General features: G+C 39.9%; 13 protein-coding genes and 1 tRNA gene. 5 read left to right on the top strand and 9 right to left on the bottom strand.

The window, feature by feature from the left end; genetic code table 11:
- Positions 1–15: 15 nt before the first annotated feature.
- On the bottom strand, positions 16–1,842 hold the full coding sequence (locus Q8865_02075) for an FAD-binding protein (protein MDP4152216.1): 1,827 nt from the start codon (positions 1,840–1,842) through the stop codon (positions 16–18).
- Positions 1,829–2,335: an L-2-amino-thiazoline-4-carboxylic acid hydrolase gene (locus tag Q8865_02070; protein MDP4152215.1), complete on the bottom strand. Its 507-nt coding sequence runs from the start codon at positions 2,333–2,335 to the stop codon at positions 1,829–1,831. Before Q8865_02070 ends, Q8865_02075 begins: the two co-directional genes overlap by 14 nt.
- Before the next feature lie 209 nt (positions 2,336–2,544).
- Here Q8865_02070 and Q8865_02065 point away from each other — a divergent pair, with 209 nt between their 5' ends.
- Positions 2,545–3,003 (top strand): MarR family transcriptional regulator, encoded by a 459-nt coding sequence (locus Q8865_02065; protein MDP4152214.1) that lies wholly within the window; start codon positions 2,545–2,547, stop codon positions 3,001–3,003.
- A 334-nt stretch (positions 3,004–3,337) separates the two neighbouring features.
- Here Q8865_02065 and Q8865_02060 read toward each other — a convergent pair whose 3' ends face one another.
- A complete protein-coding gene (locus Q8865_02060) occupies positions 3,338–4,153 on the bottom strand; it encodes an MBL fold metallo-hydrolase (protein ID MDP4152213.1) in 816 nt (271 codons plus the stop codon).
- A gap of 744 nt (positions 4,154–4,897) precedes the next feature.
- Between Q8865_02060 and Q8865_02055 the strand changes: the two genes are divergently transcribed.
- Both Q8865_02055 and Q8865_02050 read left to right on the top strand, forming a co-directional pair.
- Positions 4,898–5,362: a YsnF/AvaK domain-containing protein gene (locus Q8865_02055; protein MDP4152212.1), complete on the top strand. Its 465-nt coding sequence runs from the start codon at positions 4,898–4,900 to the stop codon at positions 5,360–5,362.
- Between the two features lie 51 nt (positions 5,363–5,413).
- The gene (locus Q8865_02050; protein ID MDP4152211.1) at positions 5,414–5,758 is read left to right on the top strand and encodes a YsnF/AvaK domain-containing protein; all 345 of its coding nucleotides are present in this window, start codon (positions 5,414–5,416) and stop codon (positions 5,756–5,758) included.
- Positions 5,759–6,140: 382 nt separating this feature from the next.
- Here the strand turns inward: Q8865_02050 and Q8865_02045 are convergent, their stop codons facing one another.
- Both Q8865_02045 and Q8865_02040 read right to left on the bottom strand, forming a co-directional pair.
- Positions 6,141–6,806: a CPBP family intramembrane metalloprotease gene (locus tag Q8865_02045; GenBank protein ID MDP4152210.1), complete on the bottom strand. Its 666-nt coding sequence runs from the start codon at positions 6,804–6,806 to the stop codon at positions 6,141–6,143.
- Between the two features lie 382 nt (positions 6,807–7,188).
- A complete protein-coding gene (locus Q8865_02040; GenBank protein ID MDP4152209.1) occupies positions 7,189–7,518 on the bottom strand; it encodes a hypothetical protein in 330 nt (109 codons plus the stop codon).
- A gap of 490 nt (positions 7,519–8,008) precedes the next feature.
- On the opposite strand from Q8865_02040, the gene Q8865_02035 reads away from it, so the two are divergent.
- Complete coding sequence (locus Q8865_02035) at positions 8,009–10,831, top strand: DNA methyltransferase (GenBank protein MDP4152208.1); 2,823 nt, start codon at positions 8,009–8,011, stop codon at positions 10,829–10,831.
- A gap of 37 nt (positions 10,832–10,868) precedes the next feature.
- On the opposite strand, the gene Q8865_02030 is transcribed toward Q8865_02035, so the two are convergent.
- Entirely contained in the window at positions 10,869–12,173 is a 1,305-nt protein-coding gene (locus Q8865_02030; GenBank protein ID MDP4152207.1) for a phospholipase D family protein, read from the bottom strand.
- Positions 12,082–12,273 (bottom strand): helix-turn-helix transcriptional regulator, encoded by a 192-nt coding sequence (locus Q8865_02025; GenBank protein ID MDP4152206.1) that lies wholly within the window; start codon positions 12,271–12,273, stop codon positions 12,082–12,084. Before Q8865_02025 ends, Q8865_02030 begins: the two co-directional genes overlap by 92 nt.
- A 394-nt stretch (positions 12,274–12,667) precedes the next feature.
- Between Q8865_02025 and Q8865_02020 the strand changes: the two genes are divergently transcribed.
- A complete protein-coding gene (locus Q8865_02020; GenBank protein MDP4152205.1) occupies positions 12,668–13,129 on the top strand; it encodes a DUF4368 domain-containing protein in 462 nt (153 codons plus the stop codon).
- 70 nt (positions 13,130–13,199) lie between these two features.
- Here the strand turns inward: Q8865_02020 and Q8865_02015 are convergent.
- Together Q8865_02015 and Q8865_02010 are read right to left on the bottom strand one after the other, a co-directional pair.
- A tRNA-Leu gene (locus Q8865_02015) sits at positions 13,200–13,283 on the bottom strand.
- 160 nt (positions 13,284–13,443) lie between these two features.
- On the bottom strand, positions 13,444–13,883 hold a 440-nt coding region (locus tag Q8865_02010; GenBank protein MDP4152204.1), incomplete at its 5' end, for a hypothetical protein.

The raw sequence follows: 13,883 nt of genomic DNA, 5'->3' as shown, positions 1-13,883 counted from the left end.
CTCTCCAATCCATGATTATCTAATACTGGCATTTTTAAATTTCAATTTCTGACGAAGCATGAATTCCGGAACATTTTCTTCATTTCCGCTAGGGGTCGGAATTCTTGTAACGCTTGGTTTGCGCTCACTCATCAGCATATGATCCGGGCCTTGTTCCTCCAAAATACGCACTGCAAACCGGTCGTTATCTACCTGCGGATAATCTGAACGAAGATGGAAGCCCCGGCTTTCACGCCGCATCAGTGCGGCACGGATACCTGCCTCCGTGCAAGTCAGCATATTTTCAGCCTGCAAGGCGCAAAGGCGCTCATAGTTATAACTGGGTGATTTGCATTGTGCACAGAGGTGGGGCAAATCTACTTCCTTGATGTGTTCAATCTCTGCTAAGGCTGCGGTCAGCTCTTCCTCATTGCGGATGGAACCGAAGCCCTGATCGGCCGCCCGGTGGATTTTTTGAATAGTCGCGACAGGGTTCACACCCTCGGCGCGGAAAATCGGCGCTTGTATTTTATTCAAAATTGCATTTACCTGCTGCTCGTCAGTTTTCGGCTGTTCAGCCTTTTGTGCATATTCTGCCGCTGAAATACCTGCTCTTGTGCCCTGCACCATCATCTCTGTTGTTGCGTCCGCCACACGGCACGCGCCGAAAACACCGCTTCCGGCTTCCCCTGCCGCGAAAAGGCCGCGCACTCTCGTTGCCATTTTCTCGTCAATGACAATGCCGCCCATCGAATATTCCGAGCATAACGCAAACTCCATCTTCTTCTTTTCAAGCATCAGCTTCTTGAAATAAAATAAATCATCGCTGTGATAGTAGCCATATTTATAAAAATCCTTAAAATACTTGAGCAGCTCTTTAAAACCAAAATTGAAAATGAATCCGGGAAGTTTCGCAAGCTTTGAGAAATCCATGTAAAGCCCGCTGTTTTCAGTCCCTTTCCCTTGTGCAAGGCGGGCCGACCAATAATAGTTGAAAATAACTTTGTCCAGTTCGCTTCCTTTTGCCATTTTACGCATAGGTTTTGGAATTTTAATTGCGTTCCCTTCACCGTCAAGCGTGCCAATCGGAATACCGGAGGAATAAAGAAGAAACGGCAGAATGGAGCCTTTGCTGCTTTGCGGTTCCAGCGCCGTGGGGATAAAGATCATGAATTCCATATCGGCAAGCTGCGCGCCCGCACGGTAAGCCATGGCGATACCATCCCCGGCGATCATGTCGCTGTTGGTGCTTGTCACAGAAAACGGCTGAAACCCGCCGGTTCCCATTACGACGGATTTAGCATGAATGTGCACCGGTTCACCTGTATAAACATCGAATCCGACCGCGCCCGAAATTTTATCGTCACTTTTTAACAAATCAACGATAACCGTATCTTCCACCGTTTCGATGCCGGAGGTTTCATGCAAACCTTGTAAAAGGGCTTTGCCCAGAGCATGACCGGAAAGCATCCAGCCGCCCGGTGCAAAAAAATTCTGCTTTATTTTTGCCTGCTCTCCCCACTGATAGCACTGATAAACAACGTCCGGGCTTTCGTCCACATATTGCTGAACAAGGTTTTGTTCTGAGAGGAAAAAGCTTTGCTTTACAATCTGCTCAAACAAATAGTCTTTATTAAAGGAAGCATTCGCTTTTTGAAAGCCGTAATTTTTGGCGCTTTCACCGTCCATCGAATAGGAACCGCCAATCATGATGGTGTTGCCGCTGTTACCGATCTTTCCTTTTGAAACAAGCGTTACGTGGGCGCCCTGCTTTCTGGCTGAGATTGCCGCCGTGATTCCTGCGCCGCCTCCGCCGATGCAAAGCACATCGGTATGTATACTATTAGAATTATTTATCTCCATCGCTGTTTTGCCCTTCTTTCATTTGCAGCTGAAAATCACAAACGCGGTCGCCATTTGTTTTGCATTGTGGGCGGCTGAGCGCCAAACCAAAGCCGCCAAACAGGATATGGTCGATCTCACAGTACAGTGCGCCAAGATCCATACCTTTTTCACCAAAGTTCTCCCAGATATCAAACATCGGGCATTCTGTGATCGTCATTGGATTCCCAGGGGCGTTTTCCCATCCGTTTGACGGCATATCCCGCACCGCGAAATAGGTCTGCGGGCTTTCGAGCGGCAGTGCCCGCTCTTTTGCCTCTTTTTTCATGTCGGAAACTCTTTTTTCACCGAATTTTTTCAGAGCCTGCCGTATGGCCGCCTTTCCTTTTTCTTCACCAAGATCTTCTATAAGTACCTCCGCAAGAAAATAATATAGTTCCGCTGTCAGCTTTGCGAAACGAGAGGCCGGATCTTCTGAACTTTTAATGGATGTCATGTCAAAGTTTCCTTTCATCATTCGCGTGATTCTGTTTTGCAGATATTCGGCGATATTTATGACGGTACGCGTCATGGCTTTATCGTACTTTATTTAGTACGAATAGTCAATAGTCTTATTAATAAATAGTTTAATTTGTAAATTATTTTTTATAAAAACAAAGCCATTCCATTACAGTCCGTCTTGTGTTATAATTTTTTGTAATAAGCGAAAAGGAGGATCATAATATGCGAAAAGACATCCTCACTGAGCCCCTTTTGGAGCGGGTATACCAAATTTCACACCGGATAGTAAGATTGAATGAGAAATACGATGAAAAATTCTTTCATAGAATCAAGAGACTTTCCAAAATTGAAATATCTGCTTTGAGCCTGCTTTGCAATAATCCGCAGATGATTATGCGCGATATCAGTGAACAACTTCAGGTATCAAAAAGCACCATGACTGGCGTTGTCGATAAGCTGGAAGAACTGGGGTTTTTACAGCGTGTCATCAACAAAAATGACCGCCGATCCTATGCACTTGAGGTTACGGAAGAAGGAAAGCTCGCGCAGGAGGAACATTTGAAATCTGAAAGGGAAGCTTATCTTCATATAATTGAAGCTATGCGTGCATGCGATGTGCCAGACAACTACCTTGATCAAACCGAAAAAATCCTTGAATATTTTGAAAGCCACTCAGTTTAGAAAATAAAAAAAGGACTTTTCGGAAATAAATCCGAAAAGTCCTTTTTTTATCGGTAATGCAATGATGCAATATTTAGAAAGCTGAGCAGCGCTTCTTTGATGCCCATGATCACTTTGCCCGCGAAAATGCGCAACGGTTTTTCTCTCTATGGGGGTCTACCGGAATACCTTAAAGCTACATGGTTGGGGTCATACGTGACATCATAAAAACTCCATGTGCTGGTTCATTCCCTCATTGAATTTTACAGTGGATTCGAACTCTTGTAATACAAATTAATGCATTAATATACATACCTTTAGGAACAAATCAAAGTTCGATGAATTGGTATAAAGCTCATAATCTTTCCAACATTTCTTTGCTCAATGTCCGAAAGACCTGACAGTATTTTTGAAATCCATCCGATCCGATTATATAGATATTAGGCATATAGGAATAGCGTTTTCTGGAGTATTCAATACGTTCCAGGCCATTGTCTATTGCCGTGTGATTACTTAAAGCCACATCTACATTTTTCAACATTGCCGCGTCAACGAAGTAATCCAATGATTTCATGTATTGTCTCACTTCGGCCTTTGTCCTCGGAGGTGTAGTTCCTCCCCACAAGGCTGCCATATGATTATCTCCGTTTTCTTTTACGGGGAATATATAACTCATGCATCCCGGCGTATGACCGGGTGTGCTGTAGACGTATAACGTCTTTTCACCTAATGTTATTGTATCTCCATCCAGAAGATAATGGTCAATATTGTAGTCTTTCCATGTTTCTGACCGTTCTGGTTTTGCTGGACGTTCCTGCCAGAAAATATCATCTACTTTTGAGAGGTACGTGTCAGCATTGTATTGTTCAACAAACCACTTTCCGCATCCTGTATGATCAACGTGACCATGCGTCAAAACCAGTTTTTTGATCGCATTGGGATTCCATCCTACATCCTCTATGGCGGCTACTATTGCATCAAATGCTTCTTTTGCAGGCCAAATGGCATCAATGATAATCAACCCATCATTCGTTTTCAATACAAAGCAGTTTGTTTCTTTTTGGGCAACAATAAGTATGTCATCAAAAATTAGCGAATGGGTAAAAAAGGACATGTCCTCCATTGCTTTAATGGTCTCATTTGTTATGACTGGTTTATTTAATTTATTCATTTACCATGCACTCCTCTATACAATTTATATTTTTGCTTTGTACAGAGGCAAAACGATTCTTTGCAGGCAATTTCACCACTTCCTTTTAAAAAATGCTGTTCCTTATTCTTATAGCATCAGGCGGATATCACTTGTGTTCTTAAATACTAATTTAGTTTAATAATCTGACAAGATTATAGCACAAATCTAACCGTATCAATAACAAAAAATCCATGTGACAGTTCAAATCCTGTTACATGGATTTTTTATTGGCAAGTCTGGTCAAAAAAGATATTACGATGTTGACGTAGAAATTATCATGTAAACTCCAAAATTTATATCTTTTTTGAAGATTTCTTGAACATACTTTTCATTTCAGGATACAAAAAAATAAGCTCATCTATTTGCATATTTGCCATAAATGGCTAAGATAAGTGCTTTTTACTGTTGGTGCGTGTGTTCTTACTGGATTTACAGCACAAATCCAGTAAAATCAAGGCATTCCGGGCAGCCGAACAGCAGTATTTACGTTAAAAAGTGAAGAAACAAGCGATATTCTGAGGGCGTTTCGTGACCACAAGACGTCCTTTTGCCATTGAATCATATTTTCTTAGAACTGCTTTATTCAGCGTTTCCTATGGAATAATCTTTTTCGTTCTTTTTTATTTTTTGAAAATCATGATGGTTTTGACAGTCATTTATAAGGATAAACGATTCTCAAAAGGGAAATTTATAAATGACCACTTTTTTAAGGAGGGGTTATAAATGGGTTTATTTTTTGATGATGTTAAAAAATCAAAAAAGAAGGTCACAGACGAAAATAAAATTCAGCTCAAAAAGGAAGAACTCGACATTGCCAAGCATCTCGACAAGGTTGGAGATGTGGAGTTGAGTAAGGATATTGTGACAGAGCGCCAGATTGTCGACGTTCCCGTTACGCATGAAGAAGTTGTAATAGACAGGAAAGCAGTTGATCACAAGCTCAGCGACGAACCCATTGGACACGAGGAAAAGATTCATATTCCCGTGTCAGAAGAGCGCGTCGACGTAGGTAAACACACCGTCATTGTCGGTGAGGTAAATGCGCGCAAGCAAGCCGTCGAGGAAGATCGCCATATAGATGAATCAATCAGGCGCGAAGAAGCCAGGGTTCACACGGACGGCGACCCTAACATCGTACGGGATGAGCTTGACAAGGATGAACCGGACAAGGACAAAGGATTCTTTTAAACGTAAAGCACCTCCGGTCCTGGAGGTGCTTTTATTAACAGGAGATAATGTATGGAAAACGGATTTGAACTCAAAAAAGAGCAGCTCGACATCATAAATAATTTTATCAGCCACGGCAAAGTAGTTATTCACAGGGATACTTATCTGAAAGACGAGATGTTTACGCTGCCTGTTCAGTATGAAGACCTTGTGATTGAGCGGGAAACGAATGGCAAAATGGAAACGCTCCGGCTTCCTATCAGCACCGAGGTCTATGACCATATGAAAAAAAAGAAAATCCTTTATGACGTCGACGTCTATAAGAGCATTCTGACCGAAACGCAGCATATCCCCATCGATTTGAAAAAGGAAGAGATGCGGGTCGAGTACAATACCGACAAAATATCCTTTACGTAAAAGGCTCTTGAACCCAGGTTCAAACCTGGCACATTTCAAAAATGAGTACACCTCACTTTGTTCGGCCCCTGCGGGGAGCAAGCCGCGGGCACAAAGCAAAACACCCTCCACAAATGTGAAGGGTGCAAATTGCCTCCAGTGCAACGGTTGGTGCCGCTGGCCGTGACTTTCCCGGTTCAAATCCGGAGTGTTACAAAAAAATCGGACACTCCGCATTTTTCATGCGAAGTACCCGATTTTTGTGTTTTATTACCAAAATCGATATCTTCGAGTATTTAAGTTGGATTTGAACCCTCACTACAATATAAGAATAGACTTCGAGATGGAACCCTGTAAAAGACCAGTCAATGTTTTTGTTGGTACATTATGCTCATAATCTGTATTAATATAATAGAAACATTAATAAATCCCATAACATATGCAAAGTAATAGGCAAAAGCAAATTTTTGCTTTTAATAAATGTCCAACTGAATATAACACTCAATGCAAGGATTGATATGAACCCCAAACTTGTAAAGGATGTAATGAAAATACCATCGTAAAACCATCGTGGAAAGTGAATCAGCAAAAACATGGCAGCATTTATTAGTATAGCGCTCCATTTTCGTTTTTCGGTTATTGTTGCGTTTAACAGCCATCCTCGAAATACCATTTCTTCTGTAATTCCGACAAAAAGGACAGTGATAAGCTGAGTTGCATTAAACTCCGGACTTATAGCAACGGAGCCATTTATAATAAAATCTCCCACGCCAAGGTAAACAACAAAAGCGGCGTAAATCGGCAGGTACTTTTGCCAATGGAGTTTCGAGCGAAACATTTCTTTTGCCTTCACGTACATTACCGGTTGATAATGTCTTGCTAGCAGCCATGCCGGAAGCGTCCAAACTAAATTTTTGATTAAACCGCTCTTTACAATTTGCGATATCCATTCATTCCCCAGCATATTTCCAATTGCCGAGCTTCCATACAACTCATATAGAGTCCAGGAAATATAGAAAATCAAACAGTAAACGCTAATTGTCTTAAATGGGTACTTTTTTTCCGTCATATGTATCCTTTCGGCAGATTATAAATAATCTGAAGCATTACATTAGAAAACCTACCATATAAAAAGAAAAAATTCATGTGTTTACCAAATCAATATCTTTGAATTTTGACAGAAGATTCGAACTCTTATTTAACAAACAATGAATTTAATCTCTGCTGAACAATCAATAAGTAAAGTAATAGCAAGACAATGAGCCTCAAAAATAATAAATGCATGGAAAACGCCGAAATAGCGCATAAAAGCATGTATTTGGAGTGAGGCTCGATGAACGGGATGAATAGCAGAGCCTTACAGATTTTGGAGCGGCAGTAGGGTTGAAACTGAACCCCGAAAACCAATGGATAAAGAAAGCCTTGCAGCAATTGGTAGATCCAAAGTCCATCTACATTATGTGCTCATTTGGGTCGAGCTTTCTCTTTCCTGTAAAGTCTCTCGAAATTATTTTATAGACGCACACACTGTTTGCTTGTTTTTCAGTAAAAACAAAATTCTGACCAGATTGATACTTTACAAAAAGATTAAGTACCTTGCATTTTTCATCAACATCTTCAATAAACTCAACCTCATCAAATCCAAGCACACTTTCAAAGTAATAACCCGAATTGCAAGGATTGGAGATGTGGCCCAGTTTCCCTTCACAAGCCATTTCAAAACAAACCGTATTGTTTTCTTGTAAGATGTTATATTTACGCCCTTCTTTTGCACTGTGCAAATAAAGTGTTAATGTTTCGTTATCAATAATATATCAAAAAAAATTCATGTAACAGTTTGAATCCTGTTACATGAATTTCTTATGGTACGAGTGTTCATAACGACAAACTCGGGAACCCGCATAAAATAAAGGTTTTCGGCATCAGGCAAATGAATATTACAATAAGCATTATAATTAGCAAACAAAGCGCCGTCCAAATAAGACTATGGACGACGCTTTTGAGTAGGCAGCAATCACTTCGGGTTAAGTTGGCCCGAAGTTGAAGGGAGGATGCCGATTTTCAGCCGGGTCTGATTGAAAAATCAGGCCCTTTTTAATATCATTATACCCATAGCTTTGTGCAATGCCAGAAGTATAAACAATTATCCGACTCTGCGTATTGTGCATAAAATCACGCAGAATATAGGCGCGATCTGTTTTAGTATGCAATAACGCTTGCCAATAATTCTGGGACATGATATAATTATCCCAGAATTTTGGGGGTAACGATATGAGAAAAGCGAATATCAAAGCTAATGATATATTAAAGAACTACTTGTCAGAGATAAACCAACCCGCTAGTAAAAGTAGTCGAAGCGATCCGAGTTTTAAGTATATTGGTGATTCAACGGATGAACAAATATGCGACACAATTCATTCCATTGACTGGAGCTTTACTAATAATGATACTACATATCTGTCGCATGATATTCATCCATATCCGGCAAAGTTCATTCCCCAGCTACCAGAAACTCTAATCAAGCTGTTTAGTCAATGTGGAGAAATGATATGGGATCCTTTTGGTGGAAGTGGAACGACGGCCTTAGAGGCATTACTTTCTAATCGACAGTGTATAAGCACTGATATTAATCCTATAGGGGAGATTATAGGAAAAGCTAAAACTGCTACACTTACACAGCAAGATGAAATAGAAATTAAGAAATTTATTGCTTCAATATCACAATATTCTTCTAATGAACAGTATTTGAAAAATTATGTTTTAACGCATCAAAAGGAAATCAGTATTCAGATACCCGATATCCCCAATATTAACAAATGGTTTTCAGAAACTGTAATATGTGAACTTAGCTTTATTAAGCATCAAATTTGCACACATTTGACTCAGAATATTACGCAAACTATTGCTAAAGCTTCCTTGTCCAAGCTAATTACGAGAGTATCTAACCAAGAAAGTGAAACTCGATATAGTGCAAAAGAAAAAAATGTTCCTGCACTATTTACGCTTAAGTTGTTCATAAAGGACTTGGAAGAAAACTTATCAAAAATAAAAGCTCTGAGTAAACTATTGGGATTTAAGCAATCTAAATTTATCACAACTAGTGTTACAGAAAATATTGTAGGTCTACAGAAACCTATCAAAAATTCCGAAATAGATTTTGTTATTACTTCACCACCATACCCGAATGCTTTTGATTATCATTTGTACCATCGCTTTCGCATTTTCTGGCTAGATGGTGATCCTAGAACCATGGAAAAGGCCGAAATAGGTTCGCATCTAAAATATCAAAAGAAGCATAAAGGTTTTGAAGAATTTGAGCATGAAATGCTTCCTGTCCTAGAAAATTGTTATAAAGCGCTTAAAGCCGGAAAATATGCTGTTTTTATATTAGGTGACGCTATTTTTAATGGTATTCTATACAAGACAGCAGATCACATTAGTAAATTAGCGGAATCTATAGGCTTTAAAACAATTACTATCGTCGACAGACCAATTCATGATACGAAGCGCTCTGTTCAAAGTGCTGCACGGAGGGCAAAAAATGAACAGATATTAGTATTGAAAAAACCAGATACTAATATAGACGTTACTTTAATTCCAGTTGCCTATAAAATGTGGCCTTATGAAAAAGTTATTAGTGACATGGAAAAAGATGCTGTATGTGGTACCCCTGATTCTAATAAATTATCAATGCCTTCAAACAGAATTAGCTGTTTAAGAAATCTAACTTTCTATAGAGGTTATCAAATTGAAACTTGTGATTTTAAAACGTGGCAGGCGATTTTAGAAAACGGTAATCAGATTGACGAGGTCACACATAAAGATCCCAAATATGTAACACATGGTATTCATCCATACAAGGGAAAATTTTATCCACAGTTAGTCAAACCTCTATTGAGTATATTAGGTACGCCCCTGGAAGGTGTGGTGTTTGATCCATTTTGCGGTAGTGGTACGATACTCCTTGAGGCTGCATTAAATGGTTACAGAGCATACGGTTGTGATATAAATCCTATTGCAGTAGAAATCGCTCGTACAAAAAACGAGATTATTTTTACCGAACCATATGAGTTTGAACGACAGATATCTTCATTTGTTGGAAGTTTATCTACATATAATGCAACAATTGATTATAGTAATGCTTTTTCGTCTGTGGCTCTCCCGGAAATTCAAAGTTGGTTTCCCGCTCCGGTTGTAAGTAAAATGGGCTATATAGTTCGGCAAGTTGAGAATATTCCTGATGATAGAATTAAACGATTCGTTAGAGTGATATTAAGCTCAATTATTAGAGATATTTCCCAACAAGAGCCAAGCGACCTTCGTATTAGGCGGCGTTCCACTCCACTCCAAGATGCGCCTGTATTTGACATGTTGCTACAAGGGATTGCAACACAGAAAGAGCGGGTTTTGCAATTTGCAAGGATACGCAACTTGGCTCCTTGCACACTTTATGAAGCACGAGCTTGGCAAGGTAATTCTAAAAACCAAGATTTGTTTAATTCCATTAAACCGAATAGTGTAGATCTTGTAATTACTAGTCCCCCATATGCTACAGCTCTTCCTTATATTGATACCAATCGTCTCAATTTATTGGTTTTAGATGGCTTAACGGCTTCTCTTCGTACTCCGATCGAGGCCGAAATGACTGGTACGCGAGAGATTAAAAAAGGTACGCGTGACTATTATGAGAGACTCATTGAAGAGCAAAATTTTAATTTCATTATTTCTGAAAGTGCGTGGCTTTTGATTCAAAAAGTCCATAATGAAAATAGCAATAATGAAGTTGGATTTAGAAGGAAAAATATGGCCGCACTGCTATACATGTACTTTAATGACATGACATGCGTTTTTACAAATCTAAATATGGTAGTAAAACGAAACGGTTATATCTGTATAGTAATCGGTGATACTAAGACAACAACAGGAGAAGGATTGGTAATAATCTCTACAACTAAAATTCTAAGGGAAACAGGTAGAGCGTTAGGATGGGAGTTAGTCTATGATATACCAATTACAGTGACACGAGAGAACTACAAGCACATTGGAAATTCTATTATAGAAAACAATATTTTGATTTTTAAAAAAATAGTATAATTGAAGTACTGCTGTAATTAATAATGGCTTTCATCCATTAAAACCAGCCCATCTTTCTTGGTGTAGACTTACCACCAGATGGGAGTTGTTGATTACACATGCTTACATAAGTTATATATTCTTTGCTACCAGGTGCATAGAATGTCAAATCATAATCGCAAGAGGTTTCCAAGGATTCTGACATCACGAGAATCGGGTATTCATCGCTTGATTCTATTGAAAGGCCTGATAAGATACTTGGAGTGATGGTAATTCGTATTTCTGATTTTGCCGTGTAGTAAATAGTATTAAGATTATACAACGATTCGCTATGAACCAGTTTTCCGGAATCATCATATACTTCAATGTTTACAACTGGATCAGGCACTCTCTGAGGATATGCAGCATTTGATGCTTTTTTGGGCGTGGTTTTCCCGGAAAAAGGAAATCCAAAGAAGTTCGGATTTTGGTCAACTGCAATTTTACTTAAATGTATTTCTCCGTTTTTATGTGGTGCAATTTGCATGATAAGCCCACTTACAATTGGGGCTCTTGCAATTAGAGATTTGTTGGGTGCCTTTGTACCCTTTTTTGTTTCATCTTTTGCATTCATCATAGCCTTGGGAATGGTTTTAGCAGGCTTTACCTTATAACTTCCAAATACATCTGCTAAAACATTATCTCCCGCGTTTTTTAGAGCTCTGCATACTGTTTCTTCATTCGCTTTTCCTCGTTTAGGTAAGGATTCATCTAATAATACCTTGCTGTTTTGCAACTTAATAAGAATTTCGGGTGTTAACTTAACAGAGCATGACAATTTTTCTGGCAACAAGGCAGCGAATGTATTTTCTGCTTGTTCAAGTACCGACTTATCTTCTGGCAAATCAAGGCGCAGTATGATGCCGCCTTCAAAATTTGTTTCTAATCCACCAACGGTAAAATTACTAGAACCATAGTAAACCGTGGCTTCGGATTCCCCGTAAAATATGTATAATTTGGGGTGAAATGTTGAAGCCCTGGTGTTAACGACAAACGTTCTGTCAAAAGTACTAAGTGCATAATCCAGTGCTTGACGACTTGTACCATGCAAGTCTATTCCAAAAATTGCTTCTATTGTTTTACCTGCCAATTTCCAATTTGAAATCTGTATTCCAAGTTTGTAAAATGGTATTGCATGGGCAAAAGCAACAGCAAATTTACAATGGGAATACTTTTGACTTGCAAAACAGTCCTCAAGCCACTGAAGTATCCGGAATTCACCTGAAGGTTGGCTAGCAGGATTCAGTATTCTGATGTCCATGTGTATTTTCACCTCTATTGTTTTTAATAGTGCCTTGTTCTGTTTGAATAGTAAATAATTCATTCGGTGTACATTTCAATAGTTGACATAAAATCTCGATGTTTTCATAACGAATAGATCGTGTCTGATTATTGATCATTCGATCGAAATTTTGATAACTCATATTCATCTGCTTATAAAGCCAATATTTTGTGTTTCCTTGTTGTGCTAAGAGTTCTAGTACGTTCAGTTTAATCACACTACTGTCCTCCACTTTGATATGCTATAGCTAAAGTATAATCAATATCTAATGTAAACATGTAGACTACTACATTAGATATAGCGAACATTTTCAATATTAAATTATGCACGACAAAAGCACCGCCTTAGTGAGACTATAGGCGGTGTTTTTGTATGGTAACGGTCACTTCGGGCCAAGTTGGCCCGAAGTCGAAGGGAGGGAAAACATTTCCCTGTGGGGGTCTGATTGAAAAATCAGGCCCTTTTTTCATGTCTGAACAAAGGAGGAAACCGCATGACAACTGAAAAAATCAACGAAAACAGGCGCGGGAAGGGGGATGAAAAGCGAAAACGCAAATGGCCGTTGTCATGAGCTTGACGCGCTTTTCACCAAAACATATGAGGACAACGCCAGCGGCAAGCTCTCGGACGAGCGGTTCATGATGATTACCAAACGCTACGATGACGAGCAGATTGCGCTCAAAAAGAAAATCTCCGCTCTGCAAGCGGAGATTGACGCGGAAAAGCGGCACAAGAGTAGCGCGGCCAACTTTTTGCGGACAGTGCGCAAATACACGGAAATTAAGGAACTTACCCCTACCATTGTGAACGAGTTGATTGAAAAGATTGTCGTTCATCAGGCGCAAGGCATCGGCAGAAACAAGACGCAACAGCTTGAAATCTACTACAACTTCGTGGGCGTTCTGGATATGCCGCAAGTTATGGCGCTGCCGCAGAGTGTGACCATGGACACTCGACAGGGCGTGGCGGTTGAGTACATCACACGGAAAGCTGGATAGACGAAAATAGGAGCAACCTTTCGGTTACTCCTATTCACGGAATGTTCAGTGTCGTTATGAACACTCGACATGGTGCGGGTGACAGGACTTGAACCTGCACGGGGAGCCCACTAGATCCTAAGTCTAGCGCGTCTGCCAATTCCGCCACACCCGCATATGTCGCAAACCGCATTTTATTACAGTTTGCGTGGATTGTAAATTGTCTTTAGTCTGACCAATGCTGCCATATTTTAAGAATATGTCGGTCAGAACTTCTGTCTTCTCGGCAGCGTGCTTTAATATTATACACAAATGTTTTCATTATTGCAAGCATTTTATTGCTGAGAACTTGAATTTGTCCATTTCCCGACAAGAGTGCCGTTTTGCAGAGAAGTCAAATCACTTGTAACATTGTCCGGAACAGGGATCAAAACGAATTTGGTGATTGAAAGGTCGGGGCAGAGCATACCCATTGCTCCGTTTTCAGCGTAGAACATGGTTCCGGCGTAAACATATATTTCGGGGAATTCACTGCTGTAAAGATGAACAACATAGTCTGTCCCTGACCTGCTGAAGCTCGCAGATAAAGTGCCGGAATCATCCTTTTTAGCGTGAGCCTCTTGATTAAGCTTTACAAAATCACTGATCACGGCAGGGTCGCTGTTGAAATATTTCTTTATATCATTTTTGCTTTTTGCAATATACAATTCGGCTTTGTCAAACTTTGCGTTTGAAACAGAGGGAAGATTGACGCCTTCTCTGACAAAAAGGCTCG

The organism is Bacillota bacterium, from assembly GCA_030705925.1.
Taxonomy (GTDB): Bacteria; Bacillota; Clostridia; order Oscillospirales; family Feifaniaceae; genus JAUZPM01.
Note: the sequence above shows the minus strand (reverse complement) of the source record. Positions and strands in the feature narration are given on the sequence as shown.